The sequence below is a fragment of the Pseudarthrobacter sp. J1738 genome (assembly GCF_050490315.1).
Taxonomy (GTDB): Bacteria; Actinomycetota; Actinomycetes; order Actinomycetales; family Micrococcaceae; genus JBNPEO01.
In genome coordinates this window covers 1-21,395 of record NZ_JBNPEO010000006.1, presented here as the reverse complement: position 1 = coordinate 21,395, position 21,395 = coordinate 1, and the positions used below count along the sequence as shown (strand labels likewise).

The 21,395-nt window shown below is 57.6% G+C and carries 14 protein-coding genes and 1 pseudogene; 10 read left to right on the top strand and 5 right to left on the bottom strand.

The window, feature by feature from the left end; all coding sequences use genetic code 11:
- Positions 1-3,370: 3,370 nt before the first annotated feature.
- The 5 genes and pseudogenes from trxA to ACQR35_RS09430 form a co-directional block, all read right to left on the bottom strand.
- Positions 3,371-3,718 (bottom strand): annotated as a pseudogene (trxA, locus tag ACQR35_RS09450) (thioredoxin); the annotation flags it as partial.
- 11 nt (positions 3,719-3,729) lie between these two features.
- A complete protein-coding gene (gene trxB, locus ACQR35_RS09445) occupies positions 3,730-4,686 on the bottom strand; it encodes a thioredoxin-disulfide reductase (protein WP_430269870.1) in 957 nt (318 codons plus the stop codon).
- A 139-nt stretch (positions 4,687-4,825) separates the two neighbouring features.
- Positions 4,826-6,565, bottom strand: coding sequence for an ABC transporter substrate-binding protein (locus ACQR35_RS09440; RefSeq protein ID WP_430269869.1), 1,740 nt, complete (start codon positions 6,563-6,565; stop codon positions 4,826-4,828).
- A 152-nt stretch (positions 6,566-6,717) separates the two neighbouring features.
- Complete coding sequence (murJ, locus tag ACQR35_RS09435; protein ID WP_430269868.1) at positions 6,718-8,664, bottom strand: murein biosynthesis integral membrane protein MurJ; 1,947 nt, start codon at positions 8,662-8,664, stop codon at positions 6,718-6,720.
- A gap of 48 nt (positions 8,665-8,712) precedes the next feature.
- The gene (locus tag ACQR35_RS09430) at positions 8,713-9,219 is read right to left on the bottom strand and encodes an NUDIX hydrolase (RefSeq protein WP_430269949.1); all 507 of its coding nucleotides are present in this window, start codon (positions 9,217-9,219) and stop codon (positions 8,713-8,715) included.
- A 163-nt stretch (positions 9,220-9,382) separates the two neighbouring features.
- Between ACQR35_RS09430 and ACQR35_RS09425 the strand changes: the two genes are divergently transcribed.
- The 10 genes from ACQR35_RS09425 to ACQR35_RS09380 form a co-directional block, all read left to right on the top strand.
- Entirely contained in the window at positions 9,383-10,897 is a 1,515-nt protein-coding gene (locus ACQR35_RS09425) for a CCA tRNA nucleotidyltransferase (protein WP_430269867.1), read from the top strand.
- Complete coding sequence (locus ACQR35_RS09420; protein WP_430269866.1) at positions 10,898-11,482, top strand: histidine phosphatase family protein; 585 nt, start codon at positions 10,898-10,900, stop codon at positions 11,480-11,482.
- 597 nt (positions 11,483-12,079) lie between these two features.
- Entirely contained in the window at positions 12,080-12,220 is a 141-nt protein-coding gene (locus ACQR35_RS09415; protein ID WP_430267613.1) for a hypothetical protein, read from the top strand.
- 232 nt (positions 12,221-12,452) lie between these two features.
- Positions 12,453-13,952, top strand: a complete 1,500-nt coding sequence (locus ACQR35_RS09410) for a glycosyltransferase family 87 protein (protein ID WP_430269865.1) — start codon at positions 12,453-12,455, stop codon at positions 13,950-13,952.
- Positions 13,953-13,985: 33 nt separating this feature from the next.
- Positions 13,986-15,491 (top strand): phytoene desaturase family protein, encoded by a 1,506-nt coding sequence (locus ACQR35_RS09405; protein ID WP_430269864.1) that lies wholly within the window; start codon positions 13,986-13,988, stop codon positions 15,489-15,491.
- Positions 15,492-15,534: 43 nt separating this feature from the next.
- Positions 15,535-16,854, top strand: coding sequence for a sensor histidine kinase (locus ACQR35_RS09400; protein ID WP_430267610.1), 1,320 nt, complete (start codon positions 15,535-15,537; stop codon positions 16,852-16,854).
- Entirely contained in the window at positions 16,851-17,507 is a 657-nt protein-coding gene (locus tag ACQR35_RS09395; RefSeq protein ID WP_430267609.1) for a response regulator, read from the top strand. Before ACQR35_RS09400 ends, ACQR35_RS09395 begins: the two co-directional genes overlap by 4 nt.
- 280 nt (positions 17,508-17,787) lie before the next feature.
- Positions 17,788-18,048, top strand: coding sequence for a hypothetical protein (locus ACQR35_RS09390; RefSeq protein WP_430267608.1), 261 nt, complete (start codon positions 17,788-17,790; stop codon positions 18,046-18,048).
- Positions 18,024-20,363: a TIM-barrel domain-containing protein gene (locus ACQR35_RS09385; protein WP_430267607.1), complete on the top strand. Its 2,340-nt coding sequence runs from the start codon at positions 18,024-18,026 to the stop codon at positions 20,361-20,363. The genes ACQR35_RS09390 and ACQR35_RS09385 overlap by 25 nt, the downstream gene beginning before the upstream one ends.
- A gap of 110 nt (positions 20,364-20,473) precedes the next feature.
- A partial coding sequence (locus ACQR35_RS09380; RefSeq protein WP_430269863.1) for an ISL3 family transposase occupies positions 20,474-21,395 on the top strand: 922 nt, incomplete at its 3' end.

Below are 21,395 nucleotides of genomic sequence, written 5' to 3'. Positions count from 1 at the left end.
GCACAGAGCACCCATCCTTCGCACAGTGCACCCATCCTTCGGCGCGTGGGGCCCTTGTACTGCGGCGACCATTCGACTGTGATGTTGAATCTCTTGAGTAAGGTGGGTGGCAGTGATTGCTGGCAGACGCCATAAATGGAGTTATGAGGGTGCGAGCCCTGGGGCAATACGAGCTCCTCAGGGCTGCTGGCTGGCTGTGTCATAGGGCAACCGTGGGATCCGGCACTGTGAACGACACAGCCGCCTACATCCTAGGGTGTCAGGCCGCCTTGAAGCCTTGACCTTGCGTTGCCAACAACGTAAGTACCGTTGTGCGCTATGCCGGTTCCAGGACTGTAACAGGAGGAAGGGCAGTTGAGAATCTGATCTGGCTACCGTGCAGGCGGGCCGTCGTCAGTGGCTACGGTTTTGTGTGGTATTGATCATCAAGGCAACAAGCGGGGGCTCGATCTGGCAGCTGCTGTGGCAGGTGTCTTGCCCAAAATGAATTTCTCTAGAACACCAGTGTCTCAGCTACTCGAATCTCTGGCCTAACCGTTTTCTTGATCGGGCAGGTAGGCGGCACATGGGTGCAGGGAGCCTGCCGGGAAGCACGTATGTGGGGAGGGTTCCCCATTCCATGCCGCGTGTGGCAGCTGTGGATAACTTTGTGCATATCGTCGCTGGGTTTAGTGACAGACCTGTGCACAACTTCGGATGTCGATGACTATTGCGGCCCGTCAAGGGATGTATCGCCAGCTGATGGATTAAAGGTGGCACTACGGTTATCTGCGTGGCGACGATGAGTCCCTGAAAGCATCGTTTCACGTGAAACAGCGGAGGTGGACGGAAAATTGGCTCATAGAATAGAAAATGCTGCGCAAAATCACTCAAATGTCGCTTATCCATACGCATTTACGGCCGTTACTGGCTAGTACGTCCAAAGAGAGCGTTATGTGCATTGCCTGTTCGTTTGGCGGTACCTCAGGCTGCGGCGGATGATGGCGTTGAGTCTTGACTCGGAGTACACATGAATTAACCTTCAACAAATGACCGACTTCGGCACGGTGAAAGTTCTCCACAGCAGCAGACTATTCTGTGGATAACTGCTCCACGAGTCTGTGCACAACTTGACGGTGCCTTTATGGAAACTTGTAGCTTGCCGCAGACGTCTCATTTCTCCCGAACTGGGACACGCGCTTCTTGCCTCGTGTGGGTCATTCTCGCTAGCCGGCGACATTTCATTGCTCAGTAACTCTCTATCTGCGTTTGTCCTTGTACCTGAATCTGTGACTGATCGTGTGGGACAGCTCCGGATAGAGCAATGACCTGGGTGAAGGATTCATGGTGAAGACGTCCATGTGAAGACATCAATTGGGCGGTAGCTCGTTAGCGCAAGCACTCGTTATAGTTCCGGGACATGAGACCTCATCGTTCAATGAGGAGTGAATCAAATAGGTCGTTTCCGATTCTTGAATTGGCGAGCGTCCGCCGCTGTGCACATCGAGCTCAGCCAGGGACAGCCGGTCACCTGAGGCCACAACGTTTCACGTGAAACAAGAAGTGAAGAATTGATAGATCTACTTGTCTGCACGGGCTATGGGGTGGGTTGTGTTGGACCTAGGTGCTCATCATTGGCGATACCTAGGGCCGGAACGATGCCCACTTATTGGATCGGTGGACGCTGGCTAATTTTAGGCTCGATACTTTGGACTTCTCGTCATGGCTTTTCGTGTTCCCAACAAAGCGTAGAGACGTGAATGAGCAATCAAAATGCGCAACCATTCTGAGCCATGGCCGTGGAAGGAATGCACCGGTGTAGGGCGTTTCACGTGAAACAGTATGGGCTGCAGCAGAAATACCTAGCCGCGGGTTCCTATGGGTCTTTGTTCCCCGATTAGCTAAAAGTGTTACGAGTCGACGACACGACCGGACCCATTACAACCGGAAGCTTTGACGAACAGATCGTTCCGCATCAGCCTAAGCGTCAGGAATGCGCGGGTCGTCCGCCCAAATGCGGCTGAATGTTTGCTTCATTAGCGGTTGAAGTCTTCGTGGGCCACACAGACCGCGGAGGCCCACCTGGGAGCCTGCGCGAGGCTCTTAGACGGTCATGTGGAGTGGAGTTGGACTGTGTGCGCTTGAACCGTGTGCGCTTGAACCGAGAGCCGTTCAGGAGGAGAGACGCTGACATGCTCAGGGCGCGGACCGTGGGATTCCAGCGGGACCATCAATGCACTCCGGCTGCGGTTGGCCGCTACAGGGCCGCTAGAAGCGCTTCTACGGCTGTTATGCCGGTGGGCTTACGCCGTGGACCGTAACGCTGATCGGAGCCTGCAGGCAGCCATAGGGGCCACCAACAAAAACGGCCGGTTGCTCCATGGGCAGGAATGCCCGGTTGAGGTCAAAATGTCCGACTGAAATCAGCCATGCTTTTGCTGTGCGGTATAGGTCGGGTGAGGCAGGTGGTGGCAAATTGTGGATGAAACGGGCTCATCGTAGGGACCGGCATCGGTGGGTTCCGACCTAGGAAGTTATCGCCCGAATGGACTTCGGAGGGTTGGATTCGTGCTTGCCCACTGTGCATTCTGATGCATTCAGCGACATTGACATGACGAAATTTGGCAAGATCGCTGTTTTTTGTCAGAACACATAGGGCCAAAGCGAGTGTTCGCTTATAGTTGCGCCTCGTTCAAAAGCCGGATTTTGGACGATTCTAGGTCGCCGCCATCGTTTGCCAGACTTCTCGGCTGATGTTTCACGTGAAACAAGCCGCACCATTACCGGCGTGGAGTTCGCGAATAAGGATCTATACCAGTCGGTACTGATCAAGGAGAATCTCTGACCATGAGTACGCCCACGCGTGAGACCTGACCGATACCACAACCGAGACTAGAGCACGAGCGAGAGTACGTCCACGTTCGGGCGCACTCCCACAGTCGAGATTATTCACACCTTCCATAGTATGTACACCTTCGAGACGAGGAGGAGAGGGGGCTTTGGTCGGTCCGTGGTGGCTGCCTGGTGACAGTGGAACCCGCGCCCGTGGCCGTGTGCGTGGTCGTAGGGTGCAGAAGGAAGGCCGAAGAGGTCTATCGGCAGAGTTGAACGAGCCCCTCTATGGGGAAGTCCGGGTTCATTTCGCCCTTACCCCAGCCAAGGAAAAGCGTCGCACCGATTTGGAGGACGGTGAGCTAAACAAATGGAATGATGAGATCAGTAACAGTTGCATTCAAGATTTATCACTTCGACTTCACGGACTCTGGCAGTTCACAGGCGCTGACGAGTGTTTCACGTGAAACCAAGACTCAGGCAAAAGAAAAGTCCGGACCCACACGCAGTGGATCCGGACTTTCGAAACCGTACCTAGACCCGTGAAGGCCGATCGGTCTTAGGACAGAACGTCAGAGAATTCCTTCTCGAAGAACTGCTTGGGGCGTGCACCAATAACGGTGTGCTTCACTTCGCCACCCTGGAAGAGGTATACGGCCGGGATTGACGTGATACCAAACTGGGCTGCGATGGCAGGGTTGTCATCAACGTTGACCTTTACAACTTCAACCTTGTCCCCGTACTCCACTGAAATCTCGTCCAAAATGGGGCTAAGCTTGCGGCAGGGACCGCACCATTCTGCCCAGAAATCAACAATTACAGGTTTCTCAGATGCCAAAACATCGGTGCTGAAACTAGCGTCGGTCACATCTTTTGCGTTGCTCATAGTGTTCTCCTTAGCGGTATTCGAAACAGGTCTTAGGCGCCGTGGTTGGCGAGGTAGTGCTCAACATCCAAGGCGGCCACACAGCCCGATCCTGCAGCCGTAATGGCTTGACGGTAGCTCGGGTCAATAACGTCGCCGGCAGCAAAAACGCCCGGCAAGCTGGTCTTGGAAGAACGTCCATCTACAGCGATGGTCCCCTGCTCGGTGAGTTCAAGTACGTCCTTGACGAGGTCTACGCGAGGATCGTTACCGATCGCCACGAACACACCAGTTACGTCCAACTGAGACTCGGTGCCATCAACAGTGCTCCGAAGTTTCAGCCCAGTAACTTTGTCCTCGCCCAAAACATCAGCAACTGCACTGTTCCACACAAACTTGATCTTTTCGTGTGCCAAAGCGCGGTCGGCCATGATCTTGGAGGCTTTGAGTTCTTCGCGGCGGTGAACCACCGTGACGGACTTTGCGAACTTTGTCAGGAACAAAGCCTCTTCCATGGCGGAGTCACCACCACCGATCACGGCGATGTCCTGGTCCTTGAAGAAGAAACCGTCACAGGTTGCGCACCAACTAACGCCGTGGCCGGAGAGACGCTTTTCGTTCTCCAAACCTAGCTCGCGGTAAGCAGAACCTGTGGACAAAATAATCGCCTTGGCGCGGTAGGTATCGCCGCTTCCGGTGGTCACCGACTTGATGTCGCCGTCGAGCTCTAGAGAAACAACGTCCTCGAACTCGATTTCGGTACCGAAGCGTGCTGCCTGCTTCTCGAAGTTCTCCATCAAATCAGGGCCCATAACGCCTTCAGGGAAGCCAGGGTAATTCTCAACGTCGGTGGTGTTCATCAACTCACCGCCGGCTGTGACAGAACCAGCGATCAACAACGGCTTCAGGTTAGCCCGTGCCGTATAAATCGCGGCCGTGTAACCCGACGGACCCGAACCGACGATAATAACGTCGCGGACGTCGGCTGTGGTGCTTGCTTCAGTGCTCACAGAACGGTGAACCTCTTCCTTTGTTGACTCGCCCGCATAAATGCGCTGGCATCATGGCACAACTATCTAGAGCGCGGGTCTATTCCACAAAGTGACGGAACACAACCTCGCCCGTATCAGCGTACCGAAAGGAACGGAACTACTGGACTTTGATTTCGGCCAAACGAAGACCATAACCAAAGCGAGTCTTCGGTGCTGCCAGCTTGGGCAATGCCGTGATGTCAACAATCACGTACTGAGCCTTAGTAGGCTGGCTCAGCGTCATGTTCAAGGACGGGCCTGTGAAGCTGTTGGTGGCTTGCTGCTTAGCCCCATCCATGGTTGGTTTGTCATTCGTGTAGATCGAAACGGCACCACCAGAGCCACCCAATTGCTCCAGGGTCACAGACTTGATGTCAGAGTTCGCTTTGAGTTTAACCACCAAGGGAACGTCACTCGCGTATCCGCCCCAGGCGTCGTTGGCGAACTCCATGTCAGACCAGTAGCTGGCGGCATTTCCGTCGTACGTGGCAACCAAATCACCGTCGTAGGTGGCGGCGAACTGAAAATCGCCTTCACGGGTTACGGTTTCAATGGCCGGAGGCACAGTCGCGGGAGTTGTTGGCGTAGTGCTCTGAGTAGCCGTAGAAGGCGCAGTCGAGGTGGTTTGAGACGTGGTTGTATCCGTAGCTGAAGGCGTACCACCAAAGATGTTGCCCAAATTAGTGACAGCGAAAATCAGCGCTGCAATCAATACGGCAGCCAAAACTCCGCCAACCAGCCACCGCGTGGAGCGGTTCTCTTTCTCTGGCTCGTCGTCGTATTCCTCCGAGTAGTCATCCTCTGCCAAAGAGTTCTGACGGGCGGCAGCGGGGAAAAGGCCAGCAAGACGCCCAGCGGAATGTTCACGCTGAGGCTGATCTTCAGCCTCTTCCGCCTGCTCAGGCTCACCCTGCTGAAACTCCGTGTGGTGCGCCTCATTAACAAAGTCGTAGTCCTCATCTGACCACAACGAAACTTTGGGATCGCTGGCCGGCTGGGCCTGCGTTTTAGGCTGGGCGGCCGCAGCAGAAGCAGCCCCGGCAGCCGCCGTAGGCACCGCGGCGATATTCGTCGTCGCGCTTTCAGACGATGCACCCTTAGTCGGTGAGGAAGCAGCGGGAAGTGTGCTCTCAGGTGCACTCTTGGTGGCGCTCACTGTGGGGGTATTCGCCCGGGTCTCGGTGGTGGATGCCTGGGCCGGCGTTTCGCTGTCCTTGTGGACGGTTGGAGGCGTTGGGGGAGTTTTCGGCGCGGTGGCACCATAAGCGACCGCGCCCGCAACGGCAGCTGCAGAACCTACGACGCCGGCACTAGAGTTCCGCGAGTTACTAGCCTGGGTGCCGCTCGGTTCAGCTGAAGGCTGTGCGGTTGCCGGTGACTGCTCCGCAGTTGAGGGTTCAGCGGCTGGCGTTTGGGGGTACTGAATATACGCGCCCTGATCCTTCAGATCATCATATAAACCGTCATAGGTTTCCGGTTCGCTTGAACGCGGTTGGCCAAAAATTTCACTGCCCAAAGTGTCAGTAAAAAACGGCTCAACATAGGGCGGGTTGGTAGCCACCACAAGATCCAAAAGATCCGGGGCTGAACTGTGATTTGTGATCAGATACGTGGTTCCATCGCTCACACCCAGATCTAGAATCTGCATGGAGCCAGGACGCTCGCCAGTGGCAACTTCGCGCGCACTCTGGGCTACCTGATCGCCGTTACCGGGACCGGCCACAAGAATGCTGACCGGGCGGTTCAGAACCTGATCAATACCGTCCAGCACCAAGTCCTGCTCGTGCGAGACCAAGACATTGGCGGTGACTTTGTAACGTCCGCCAAGCACGGACCCAACATCGATCTGCGTGGTCACGGTTCCTCCTGGTCCACCCGATGAGCGGGGGCTTTATTGCAACTCAACCGGAAGCCCAATTGCTCCGGCGGTGCAGAAATGGTCAGTACTAGCTTCTGATCCTAGCGGATTTACTATCCCAGACTGGGAAATTCACTACTTTGCGAACAGGCTTATTCTTCCCCGGAATCCTGCGGAAAATGAGGGTTACTTCCGGGCTTGCCCTGATAACCATGGCGGCCCACCCAAGGAGCAGGCTCCTGCTCTACCTGAACGGCCGGACCGGCGCGGAAGGACGAAGCATCAAACTCCCCCGAGATCCGCGGAATCAGGCCGGTTTCATCCGAGACGGTTGCGCGTTTGACCTCAGGTGCGGATGCCGCCGAAGTGCCGGTGGAACTAGGCCCAGCAGTAACCCCTGCGCCGCGGCCAAAGCGCGAAAGTAAGGGCGCCAACAAATCGCGTAATTCGTGCACGTGCAGGGCCTTGAGCAGCAGTAGATAAACCACCAACATCACAGGCCCGACGACGACAATTGTCACGAGCGCCGCAGGCCGGGAACTCCACACAAAACCATCGGCCCGGTAGCTGCCCAAAAGCCACAAAGCCAAGCTGCCAGCAATGGCCGATCCCAGAGCCGCGTAACCCATCCGAATGTAAGAATTGGCCACCTTCGGCCCGTCTAAGTGACCCAAAAGCCGGCGCAAGAAGTACGCGCTAATAATCACGCTCAGAATGTTGCCCACCGCGTACAGCACGGCAATGGCAAAAATGATGCGCTCCGCGGGCAAGAACTGAATAATCGCTGCCCCCACCACGTTCAGAACACCCAAAGCCAATTGAATGAAGAACGGAGTTTTGGCGTCCTCATTGGCGTAAAAAACCCGGGCCATCATAAAGTTGGCGCTCATAAACGGCGTGCTCAGAGCCAAGATGGAGAGCGTCTGAGCCAGCATGGCACCATCCGGGCCCACCCCGCCGGAAAAGAACATCCCCAAAGGGCCAGCCAAAGCGAAGAGGGCCAAAGCGCTGAAAACTGTGGCCACGGCCATGGTTCGCAATCCATGCGAAAGCGCATTGCGAAGGCCAGGCTTGTCACCGTCAAGTGATGCACGAGTCATCCGGTTGAACAAGACTGTGGCCAGTGAGAGCGCAATGATTGAATGCGGCAACAAGTACAGCTGACTTGCGATCTCCAGTACCGCGTTGCCCGGAATATTCTTGTACCCCGGGTCCCCGGCCTCCATCAATTGCTGCCGCGCACCACCGGGGATCGAGGCAATTTTCATGATGTACAAAAAGGTCAGTTGGCCCACGGCCGCGGTCAGCAAGGTCCATAAACCAAGCTTTGCTGCCTGACCAAGACCCACACCGCGCCAGCCGAACTTAGGCCGAAGGCCTAGCTTGAGCCGTGCTACGGGGATCATCAAAACAGCCGTCTGGATGATCACACCCAGGGTGCTCATCCCCGCCACGAGCAAAGTCTCCGTGGTGCCCCAATTGCCAACTGTGTGAGGGTTGCTGGCGTTGTCCCCCATCAGCCAAATAAACATTCCTAAGCCAGCAATGGCCACGATGTTGTTAACAATCGGCGCCCACATTGCAGGGCCAAAAGCGCCGTGAGCGTTGAGGACTTGAGTCAACATGGCGTACAAGCCGTAAAAGAAGATCTGCGGCAAACAGAAATAGGCGAAGGTTACGGCCAACGTCATCTGTGGACCGGTGTAATTCTCTGTGGTGAGTTGCATCAACAACGGCGCCGCAACCGTCAACAAAACGGTGAGCCCAAGAACCACAATCACAGCGAGAGTCAACAGTCGGCTGATGTAGTCAGCACCGCCGTCGGACGCTTTGCTCGCCTTAATGATTTGCGGGACCAAAACCGCGTTGAAAACCCCGCCAGCGACCAACAAGAAGATCAGGTTAGGCAGGTTATTCGCGTTGACGAAGGTATCCGTCACGGTGGAGCCCAAGCCCAGGGCGGCGATCAACATCCATGACTTCACAAAGCCTAGAACACGCGAAATGAGCGTCCCTGCTGCCATGATGGCGCTGGAACGACTCTCGCCGGCAACTACGGCCGGTTTGGATATGGCGGGGCTGGGTTTAGAAGCTGACATCAGTCCTATGCTCTCACTGCCGACTGGCAGGAGCGTTAAGGCGCCTGCTCAGTTCTTAAGATGCTCCGGAAGAACCTCACGGGCAAGGTCTGCGATTCGGCGCTCGTTGGGAAAGGATAACTTCTTGGCAAGATCGGCTAAGGGAACCCACGCCACATCAACGGCTTCGTGATCAGGATCATTTTCAATGGTCAATTCGCCGCCCGTGGCCCGCAACAAATAATGGTGCACGGTCTTGTGCACACGATGGCCACTGACCGTAAACCAATAATCGATGCTTCCCAAGGGCGCCAAAATTTTGCCCTCAATACCGGTTTCCTCGGCGATTTCCCTGACCGCGGCTTCCTCGTTGGACTCCACACCCTCCGGGTGGCCTTTAGGCAAACACCACTCAAGTCTGCCGCCACGATTGTGCCGAGCAATGATCGCAACCTCGAGGGCCGGAGAAGCGATATTGATCACCACGCCACCAGCGGAAACCTCTTCAACAGTAGGCAATTGATGGGCCAAAGAATGTCCAGCGAGCGCCACATGGGCACCGATTGCCGAAGGCAACGGTGCGCCACTCCCCCTATTGGGAGCGCTCGGAACTGGATGGGCCATGATGAACACTCTAACGACCTTTGGCCGATGATGATGACCGGAACATGACCTCAGGGTGGACAGGAGGGGTGCCTGTGGCGCATTGGTGCGGGAAATCTGACAAGCTTAAGAAACTATGGCGCACGAAGAGAACACGATTGACTCCCAGACGGTATCCGATGCCGCCTCCCACACTGTCGATTTCACCCTCGACCCGGTGGTTTTGGAGTTGGGCAAACGATTCGTTGCCGCCGGCTTCGAGCTATCCCTAGTTGGTGGACCGGTCCGCGATCTGTTTATGGGCCGTAGCTCCTTGGACATGGACTTCACCACAAATGCCACGCCCGAACAGATCTTGCCACTGATCAAAACTTGGGCTGATACCTACTGGGAAATTGGCCGCGAATTCGGCACCATTGGCATGCGCAAATCTGGTCTCCAGATTGAAATCACCACCTACCGCGCCGAAGCGTACGATCCCGAATCACGCAAACCCATGGTGGCCTTTGGCGATTCGTTGATCGAAGACCTCCAACGCCGCGACTTCACCATCAACTCAATGGCCCTGCGCCTGCCCTCGTTAGAACTGGTTGACCCCTTTGGTGGTGTGCGGGACCTCGCCGCCGCCCAACTGGCCACCCCGGCCTCACCAGAAGCGTCCTTCTCAGATGACCCGCTACGAATGATGCGCGCCGCACGCTTTGCCTCACAACTAGGTGTGGACGTTCACCTGAACGTCAAAAAAGCCATGACAGATATGGCGCAACGGATCCAAATCATCTCCGCTGAACGCGTCCGCGACGAACTCGTCAAACTCATCAACGGCAAACGTCCCCGAGTGGGGATTGACCTCCTGGTGGACACTGGCCTGGCCGAGTACGTGCTTCCCGAAGTGGCTGCGCTGCGGTTGGAACTCGATGAACACCACCGCCACAAGGACGTCTACCAACATTCGCTGCAGGTTCTGGAGCAGGCTGCCGACTTAGAAACCGACGCCGATGGCGCAGTGCCGGGGCCGGACTTTATTTTGCGCTTCGCCGCTCTAATGCACGACGCCGGCAAGCCAGCCACGCGCCGATTCGAGGCCGGCGGGGCGGTCAGCTTCCGCCACCACGACATGGTGGGGGCCAAACTCACTGCCAAGCGGATGAAAGCCCTACGCTTCGATAACGAGACCACCAAAGCCGTGGCCCGCCTGGTTGAACTGCACATGCGCTTCTACGGCTACGGAGAGGCAGGCTGGACCGATTCTGCAGTACGCCGCTACATCACTGATGCGGGCCCTCTCCTAGAGCGTCTGCACCGACTCACCCGCTCAGACGTCACAACCCGTAACCAGCGCAAAGCCGAGCGTCTCGCCTTCGCCTACGATGACCTAGAAGCACGGATTGTCTCGCTCAAGGAACGTGAATCCCTCGAAGCCGTCCGGCCGGATCTAGACGGCGCAAAAATCATGGAGCTCTTGGGACTCGCCCCCGGCCCCATCGTGGGACGGGCCTACAAATTTCTACTCGATCAACGTATGGAACATGGTCCACTTGAGCCCGCCATTGTCGAAGCCAAGCTGCACGAATGGTGGGCCCAACAGCCCGAGGCAAGTGCCGGCGTCGACCCTGTTTCTCCAACCAACCCAACCACTCAGGAGTACTAAGTGAACGCCCCCGCCAACACGGCACGCCCCCAGCTCTGGATCCTTCGCCATGGCGAGACCGAATGGTCCAAAAGTGGCCAGTACACCGGCCTCACGGACCTTCCGCTCACCGCCGAGGGCGAGCGACAGGCCGTAAGCGCACGCAAGGTCTTGGATGAAGTGGACTTTGACCTAGTCCTGACCTCTCCGCTGCGCCGCGCACGCCGCACCGCTGAGTTGGCAGGCTTCCCTGACGCCGAGGTGGAACCACTCGCCGTCGAATGGAACTACGGCGACTATGAAGGCGTAAGTTCTGATCTGATCCGTAAGGACAATGCGGACTACTTGATCTGGACCAGCGGTGTTCCCAACGGCGAAACGCTTGAAGAAGTTGCAGCTCGTGCGGACGCAATTGTGCAGCGAGTTCTCAATTCAGGCCTGGAAAATGTCCTGGTCGTGGCACACGGACACTTCTCCCGAATTCTTACGGCCCGCTGGTTGCAACTGGCCCCGGTAGAAGGACGGCACTTTGTCCTGGGCACCGCCAAAGTCTGCACCCTTGGTTGGGACAAAAAGACTCCGGCAGTTGTTCGTTGGGGACTGTAGAAAGTCGCTCTCGAAAATATTTTTAAGAAAGTTTGGCTAATTAGTAGTCAACAACCTTATTTATGAGGTAATTTATTTATGAGCCCCAGAGCGATTCGCCGGGGCCGAGGCGTTCGTACAGTCGACTAATCACCGATTGGCGGCAGAATAGAAAAGGAGGTTGGGAAAATGATTACTTTGACTAGCGGATGGAAGTTTGACTCCACGCGAAACCCGGCCTTCTTTGCTGCCCAGCGCCCGAATCACACAATTCTCGGCGTTCGATAGTAGAAGGCCGGGCCAGCGCCCGGATTCTCGCCATTCTTGTGAACTAGCCTCCACCGGACATCCCTCTTTGCTGCCAACCTAGTGGCGCTTCTCTTGGCGTTCCTGCGTCCTGTATAGCCGCAGCTGCTCTTGGAGGACTTCGAGGGCTGACAGTTGCCTCAATGTCGCCAGCAGAGTCACATCACAAGTCTCCGCAATTCTCTACCCGCTATTTACCTGACTAAATTGCCCTGCATTTGCATATCCGAATGGGGCTCTATTTGTTGCGCCTAAATTCAATTAGAGAATGCGCTAACTGCGCCAAAAACAAATCAAAAGGAGGTGAAAGCCTTGGAAAAGAAACTCCGCAACTCGCTCGTGTACTTAAAGCGTTCCATGCCCCGTGAAAGCACCAAGTACGGCACGGTCAGCATCGAACAACAGCGTGAAGACGTCTTCGTCGCCATGTACAAGCTCAACGTCCTCCGGTGATTAACCACCATTCCAACTCTTCAACCAGGGAGGTACGGATGGCTACGCATCACGCCACTGCGCCAATTGATGTCTGCGAAGCCCACGCTGCACAGCGTGGGCTTCGTCCTTTAAACGCTGGGATCTGACTTTTGAGCGCTTAGTGCCGGAGTGAGTACTTGCTACCGCTACTTTCAGTCGCTCCACAGGATCACTGCCATGGGCAGGCAGGTTCGCCGGTAAGCTCGACCTCATGCAGGAGACGCCCAATCCTCACGCCCGGCGTGCCCGGTACGATGTGCCCAGCCGAAGCGATTCGCTCATGAGCAAACTCACCGAAGTAATCGGCGGGGACCTTGGCCGCCGCACGGCGCCGGGGATCCTAGCGCCAGGGTTCTTCACACCCGAACGAGTCCTCATTCTCCTGACCGTCTTTGCCGCACTCCTGGCACTCCTAGTGAAGGGCTATTGCCGCGTCAACGGCTGGCAGACCCCCGGGCAGTTCTACGCCACGTGCTACTCCGACTTCCCAGAACTGTTCCGCAACCGCGGTATAGGTGACGGAGCGTTCCCGTTCATCTCCACTGGATCCCTCTTTGAATACCCCGTGATCATGGGCCTTATTGCCGGCGCCACGGCACTAGCTATCCCCGGGAGTGGGGCAACACCTGAGCGCACACTGGCCTACTTTGACGTCAACGCAACACTCATCTTCGCCGTATGGATTGTTACCGTCCTAGCAACGGCGCGGATGGCCCGGCGTCGGCCGTGGGATGCCGCCATGGTGGCCGTAGCCCCTGGAATCATTCTGGCCGGAACCATCAACTGGGACATGTGGGCCGTTGCGCTGCTTGCCGTTGGAATGTTCTTCTTTTCACGCAACAAGCTGATCTGGGCAGGTGTTTTCTTTGGCCTAGGAGCAGCCACCAAGGTTTACCCCGTGCTTATTTTGGGTGCTGTTTTAGTCCTCGCCCTGCGAAGTGGCAGATTCAAAGCCCTCGCCATCACCTTTGCCGCAACTGCCGGAACCTGGCTACTGGTGAACATCCCCTTTGCTGTGGCGAATCCAAGCGGGTGGCGGTACTTCTTCGAGTTCACCCAAGAGCGTCCCGCCGGGTACTCCTCCCCATGGTTTGCCTACAACCTTGTTGCAGAGCGGCTGCAATGGACTCAGATTCAGGCAACGGCGATCAACAACGGCGCCACCATATTGTTCGTGGCAGCGTGTGCCCTCGTGGCCTTTATAGCGCTCACCGCGCCGCGCAGGCCACGAATGGCTCAGCTCGCATTCCTGATTGTGGCCGCCTTTATCCTGACCAACAAGGTCTACTCCCCTCAGTTTGTCGTCTGGCTGATCCCGCTCCTGGCGCTCGCGCGGCCAAGATGGCGCTCCTTTTTAGTCTGGCAAGGAATTGAAGGCCTGCACTGGGCTGCAGTGTGGTTGTACCTAGGGCAGGCAACTAGCAGCGGGGCCACCCAGCACAACATCGACATGCCGTACTACGTGGTGGCTGTACTGCTACATATGGCCGCAACGGCATATTTGATGGTGCGAGTGGTTTGGGAAATTTACTTCCCGGAATATGACGTTGTCCGGCGTCATAACGTGGATGATCCACAAGGCGGTCCGTTTAGCGGCACGAACGACTGGCTGGCGATTAACCTTGCCCAGCTCAAAGACTCTGTTCTCCCCTGGCGGCACCCCCGGCAGGCCGATCGCGCTGCAGCAGTTCCTGGGCCCGAGGACAGCTGAGAACGCTAGGCACATGGATAGCAACATGAGGGGATGGGCGTGAAGGAAAGGTCAACCGCGGATGCCGCTGTAGTTGGATCGGGGCCTAACGGTCTAGCCGCAGCAGTGACTTTGGCTAGGGCCGGTCTGTCCGTAGAGCTATTTGAAGCCGCGGAAGAAATTGGTGGTGGCACACAAACCCGCGAAGAAATACTCCCAGGCCACTTCCACGATGTTTGTTCAGCAGTACATCCAATGGCCGTAGCATCCCCCTTCTTTCAAGCTTTTGAGCTGAGCCAGCGAGTAGATTTCTTCACTCCAGATATTTCCTTCGCTACGCCCTTGGACTCCCCAGCTGGGTCCGGGCATTCTGCTCTGGCTTATCGATCCCTGGACCGCACGGTCGCTGATTTGGGGATCGATGGCGCTGCCTACGGGAAGCTGCTGCGCCCCTTAGTTGAACACCTAGATGGTCTTCTGGATCTCAGCCTCAACCAGCTGATCCGTGTGCCTAAGGACCCCAGCACCGCAGCTGCATTTGCGGCGGCAACCCTGCGGCAAGGCACAGGATTCTGGAACGTGGGTTTCCGTGAAGACTTAGCTCCGGCGTTATTAACCGGCGCCGCGGCTCACGCCAACACTCAACAACCAAGCCTTACTTCGGCCGGGGCCGGTCTGATGCTCGCCGCGCTAGGACATGCTGCAGGCTGGCCCATTCCTCAGGGCGGCTCAGCGTCTATTGCCCAAGCCATGGCACAAGACTTTCGGGCCCACGGCGGTGTTATCCACGCTGGGCGCCGGGTGGAATCACTTTCTGAGCTGAGCCATACCCGAGCGGTGCTATTGGATGTGGCGCCGCCAGCTTTCGCGAAGATGGCGGACGGGCGCCTAGACGCAAAATATGAGCGCCAACTCGAAATATTCCGGTTCGGGAATGGAGCGTGCAAGGTCGACTTCATCCTGAATGGCCCAGTTCCATGGCAAGATTCACGCCTCGCTAACGCCGGTACCGTCCACGTGGGCGGCACTCGCGCCCAGATGGCAGCAGCCGAGAATGAGATTGCTCGCGGCAAACACCCAGCACAGCCCTACGTTCTAATCTCGCAGCCCTCGACTTTTGATTCCACCAGGGCGCCAGAAGGCTCACACGTTCTCTGGAGTTATTGCCACGTGCCAGCGGGATCAACAGTGGACATGACCGAGGTGATCACAGCGCAAATTGAACGCTTCGCGCCTGGCTTCCGCGACGTCGTCGTACATTCAAAGGTGCGGACAGCGGCAGGGCTCCAGGCCCACAATTCAAACTATGTGGGCGGCGACTTTGGTGCTGGTCTGATGGATCTGCGTGGGCTGATTCAACGCCCGGTGATCTCTTTGGTTCCGTGGCGTACGCCGTTGGCAGGCGTTTACCTTTGCTCGGCGTCAACCCCGCCCGGACCAGGCGTCACAGGCATGCCGGGATTCCACGCCGCAAAATATGCCCTCAAGGACATATTTGGGCTCGAAGTTCCCAATCTGGCTACCAATAGTGGCTCCGCACAGCCATGCGACCAACCGTAAATGCGAGTCAATCGGGCAGCAGAACGGGGCTTAGGGTAGAAGCATGGAAACGGGTGGAGGTGCAGAGGGAACAGTGCAGGCAACAGGCTCGGCCGTGATCTTACGAGTACTTCGCGTGGCTCTCCACGTAGGATTCGCCGTGCTCCTAGCCGTTGCCATGGTTCGCCAAATCCTTGGCGCCTCCGGCAGTACAGACGTTGTAGCGCTGATTCTGGCTGTGATTCTGGCCGCCGTGTACCTGACCGGAACCATCCTTGAGAAGCGATTTACAGCCGTTGAAAGCGCCTTCAATCCCCACCCCTACGCACACTGGTGGCTCACTGCAGTCTGCGGACTTTGGCTTGCCCTGATCTGGGTGAGCGCCGATTTTGTGTGGCTCGCCTTCCCAATTTTCTTCCTCCAACTTCATCTTCTGCCACGCAAATGGGCGCTGCTCGCCGTGGCCGCGAGCACCCTGCTGGCCATTGCGGCTTTGGGTAATCACAGCGGCGGATTTACCGTGCCCATGGTGCTGGGACCGGTGTTTGGTGCGGCGTTCGCAGTGGTGACCGGGCTGGCCTATCAGGCGCTCTACCTCGAGGCTGAAAACCAGCGGCTGGCCGCCGAAGAATTGCGCCGAACCCGCGCCGAGCTGGCAAGCACGCAGCACGCGGCTGGTGTCTTAGCTGAGCGTGAACGGTTAGCTCGGGAAATCCACGACACCTTGGCCCAAGGGCTGTCCAGCATCGTGTTGATGGGCCGTTCCGCCGAGAGCTCCCTAGCCGCTGGCGAGCTTGAACAAGCGCGGGCCAGGCTGCAAACAGTCCAAAGTACTGCGTCAGAGAACCTAGCCGAGGCGCGAAATTTTGTCCGCGGCCTCCAATCCCCCCAGCTTCAAGCACGTTCCCTTGTGGATAGCCTTGAACGGCTCTGCGCGCGGACTCAGCAAGAGGCACATGCGCGCGGCAAGGACCTCGAGTGCCGATTCCGGCTTGAGGGCATCCCCATCGAGTTACCCAACCCATCCCAGACCACTTTGCTCCGGGCAGCGCAGGCCTCGCTCGCCAATGTGTGGACGCACGCTAAGGCCAGTGCCGCCGTTGTCACCTTGTCCTTTCTGGACACTGAAGTGACCTTGGACGTGTTCGACGACGGCGCTGGCTTTGATCCCTTGGCGACGGCCGCAGAGGTGGCGCGGCGAGCAGACGGCAGCGGAGTTGGGCTGGCGAGCCTGCGAGAGCGGGCCAAAGCTTTGGGCGGTACTTTGAATGTTGAATCCTCACCCGGTGAAGGCACGGTCATCGCCGTGCGGCTGCCGTTAGTGGATGGTCCGGCTGAGGAACACTGCGGCCCAGCCGCCGACGCAGAAGAAGTGAGCAGATGAACAGCATTTCCGTGATGTTGGTGGATGACCACCCCGTGGTTCGGGCAGGGCTGCGCGCCATGCTGGGCGAATTTGAGGGCGTTGAAGTGGTGGCTGAAGCAGCCGATGGTGCCGAGGCGCTGGCCACAATGCGCAAGCTGCTCACTTTGGGTGAGTCGGTGGATTTGGTGTTGATGGACCTACAAATGGGTGACGGTATGGACGGCGTCACGGCTACCCGGAAGATCCGTGCCGGTGAGGGTGGAACACCTGCTCCGCCTGTTTTGATTCTCACTACCTATGACACGGACGCTGACATTATGGCGGCCGTGGAAGCTGGCGCCAGCGGGTACATGCTCAAGGATGCCCCGCCTGAACAGATCCGGCAGGCCGTGGTGTCCGCTGCTGCCGGGCAGACGGCTTTGGCGCCTGAGGTGGCGGCCCGGCTGATGGGCAGAATCCGCAACCCGGAGCCGGCATTGAGCGCCCGTGAAGTTGAACTTCTGGAGTTGTTGGCCACAGGTCTGGCTAACCGGGCCATTGCCAAGAAGCTGTTCATTTCAGAGGCCACAGTGAAGACTCACCTAGTTCATATCTACTCGAAGCTCGGAGTGGACAACCGCACCGCGGCCATTGCGGCAGCGGTGCAACGCAGGATCATCCGCGGTAACTAGTCCCACTTTTCCTGCGGTCTGACATCGAGTTCAGGCCGTTCGATGCCGTATGCCCACAGCAGCGCTAGGCGTCGCCCACACGAGCGTTAGGAGACGTCCAACACCCTTGGGATCTGCGTCTATCCGGCGTTCTCAACGAGACCAATGAGCGGGATGTTCAACCTGTCATGAACCTATAAAAATTTGACAGACTCTTGACCACAGCCATTCCGGCTGTGACGATTGGTGAGATCAATCACATCAAAACAATCACAATCACTCACCTATCCCCGAGGTGCCCATGGATATCCGCAAGCTCGGACCGTTAGCCAGACCAGCACTCCACCCAACAGAAGGTTCCGTATCGCGGCGCCAGAAGAATCGCCGTCGTGCAGCCGCAGTCGTGGCCGGAGCGGCGCTGCTCCTGAGCGCCGTCCCCGCATTGGCGTACCCCGCCCAAGCCACGCCAGAGGGCCAGGTAGCTACGCAAACACCCACAACGGCCAGTCCCATCAAGGCCGTTACCCAGAAGTTCCCGTGGACACCACCGGGACACCACTAGGGAAGATCACAGCATTCACGCAGGACAAAAACGTTGTAAACCTGACCGGCGAGCACGGCGGAGCACGAATAACGTTCCTGGATGACAGCACTTTCCGGGTAGAAGCGGACCCCAGCGGAACCTTTACGGACCCGGCTAACACCGACGAAGGCGATCCCGCCCGCACCGCCAACATTGTGGTTGGTAAAGAGAAGTTCTCAGGCGCCACGCCCACGGTGACCGACGGCGCAACTATGGTGTTCAAAACAGCAAAAATCACGCTCGAGCTGAACAAGGCCACAGCCACTTTCCGGGCTCTGCGGGCCGATGGCTCCCTCATTTTCGCCGAGTCTTCAGCCATCACTTTCGGCAAGGACTCCACTACTGAGCACCTCCAACACCAAGACGGCGAGCAGTTCATTGGTGGCGGAATGCAGAATGGCCGTTCCGTCCACACGGGCGCCATCATCAACGTGGCACGCAATTATGACTGGGACGACGACGGCTACCCCAACGCCGTTCCCTACTACATGTCCTCGAAGGGCTACGGCGTTCTGCGGAACACCTTCGCCCCGGGTTCCTATGACTTTGGCGCAAACCCCACGGCCACTCACCGAGAAAAGCGTTTTGACGCGTACTACTTTGTGGGGGATTACAAGCAGTCGCTGAACGCGTATACCACGCTCACGGGCCGCCCGCTGATGCCACCGGTTTACGCACTGGAGTACGGCGACGCAGATTGCTACAACCGCTCAAACCCTGACTATTCCTCCTCCGGCTTCGGCGATCCGGACGGTGCCAAGCAGCGCACCCCGGATGCCATCAAAACGGCCAAGAAGTTCGTGGAAAACGACATGCCCGCAGGATGGATGCTGGTCAATGACGGCTACGGTTGCGAATACCAGCAACTGCCAGAAGCCGTCGCTGACATTAACAAGCAGACCGGCTTGCAAGTGGGCCTGTGGACGCAGCGTTCCCTGTCCAACCAGGCTTATGAGGTTGGTGAGGCAGGGGTTCGGATGCGCAAGCTGGATGTCGCGTGGGTTGGCGAGGGGTACCGTCAGGCGCTGACCGGATGCCAGTCTGCACACGACGGAATTGAACAGTATTCGGATGCTCGTGGAACGGCACTTATGGTTGAAGGCTGGGCCGGCGCCCAGCGTTGTGGCATGCAGTGGACCGGCGACCACACAGGAAACCTGGACGCCATCCGCTGGCAGGTTTCTGCTCTGACAGGTGCCGGGAACTCTGGTTCGGCGTTCACCACCGGTGACGTCGACGGGATCTTTGGTGGTTCGGCAGAGTCCTATGTGCGCGACTTGCAGTGGAAAGCCTTCGCCCCGGCACTGTATTCGATGTCTGGTTGGGCTCAGACGGACAAGCGTCCGTGGCTTTACGGCGATGAGGCCACCAAGATCAACCGGAATTATCTTCGATTGCGCCAACAGCTTATGCCGTTTATTTACACGCTTGCCCAGGAATCCTCCGCCACGGGTGTATCGATGATGCGGTCCATGCCGTTGGAATACCCGGAGCAGGAGCTCTCCTACGGTGCTGAGGCCAACAACCAATTTATGTTGGGCGATGACTTCCTGGTGGCGCCTGTGTTTACCGATTCCACGGTCCGCAACGGTATTTTCTTGCCAGCCGGTGAGCAATGGGTGGATTACTGGAGCGGCAAGGTCTATCAGGGCGGTCAGGTCCTCAATGGATACAACGCTCCGTTGGATACGCTGCCAGTGTTTGTGAAGGCTGGCGCAGTGGTTCCGCAGGGAATTGTGGCCCGCAATGCCTCACTGGTTCCGGAAAACTCTGCGATCACCCTGGACGTGTACGCCAAGGGGAACAACAGTTTCACCCTCTACGAAGACGACAAGGTCACCAGAGCCTACAAGGTCGGTAAGGCATCTCGCCAGCAGTTTGACGTTTCTGCACCCGGTGACGCTAACGGGGCAATCTCCGTGACGATCGGCCAGCGAAAAGGCGATTACGCGGGCAACTCGGCCTCCCGGCCCTACGAACTGAAAGTTCACGCCGGTCCCGCACCGAAGATGGTCAAGGTGGGCGGCACCAAGCTGAGCCAGTTCAGCAGCAAAGCAGCGTACGACGGCGCTAGCACTGGATGGTTCTTTGACCCGTCCAACGCTGGTGTCATCTACGTCAAGGCCGGCTCTGTTGCTTCCGGCACCAGCGCCACCGTTCAATTGCTTCAGGCGGGCCCGCTGGGCGGCAAGAACCAAGAAGACACTGCCGCGGAATTGCGCGTGACCACGGCAAAGCAGGTGTTCCAGAATCAGGACACCACCTTTACCGGCTCTTCCGAATCCAGAGTGTAGTCAGCGCTGCCGGGTGTGAAGTCCGGGGCGGGGAACTTGGTTCGGTGTAGGTGAGGGCCTTGGTAGAGAATCAGATTGTCTAGATCGAAATTTTCTACAGCAAGGCCCTCGTGTTCAACGCTACCTTTCAATGCCCTGACCTGACTACTTTTTGCCGTCTTGATGGCCTCGGACTCGAGGTGACCGGGCAGTATGTCCGTCCGGATCGTGCTGTTCTTGCTTGCCGTGTTCTCGCTCCTGATCAGTGGTGCCACAGGTGCGGATGCCAGGGCGTCTCCCGGGATACTGTGACGCGCGAACTGGGTCATGAACCTTTCGGTTGGCGACCCACCACGTTGCTGGTGCGTATCCGCCGTTACCAGTGCACCGGTTGTGGGCATGTGTGGCGCCAAGACACCACGAAAGCGGCCGAGCCCAGGGCTAAGCTCTCCCGTCGAGGGCTGCGTTGGGCGTTGGAAGGGATCGTGTGCCAACACCTCACCGTGGCCCGGATCGCTGAAGGCCTTGGCGTCACCTGGAACACCGCGAACAAGGCTGTTCTCGCCGAAGGAAGACGTGTGCTGATCGATGACCCACACCGCTTTGACGGGGTGAAAGTCATCGGTGTTGACGAGCATGTTTGGAGACATACTAGGCGCGGGGATAAGTACGTCACCGTCATCATTGACCTCACACCGATCAGGGACGGAACCGGTCCTTCCCGCTTGTTGGACATGGTCGAAGGACGTTCGAAACAAGTCTTCGCCACGTGGCTGCAGGGACGCCCACAGGCATGGCGAGACAGTGTTGAGGTCGTCGCCATGGATGGGTTCTCCGGCTTCAAGAGCGCCGCGGCCGACGAGCTGCCCGACGCTGTCCCGGTCATGGACCCCTTTCATGTCATACGCCTGGCAGGGGATGCGTTGGACCACTGCCGCCGACGCATCCAACAGGCAACGTGCGGGCACCGCGGACGTGCTGGCGACCCGCTCTATAAAGCACGACGCACATTGCACACCGGTGCAGATCTACTGACTGAGAAACAAAAAACAC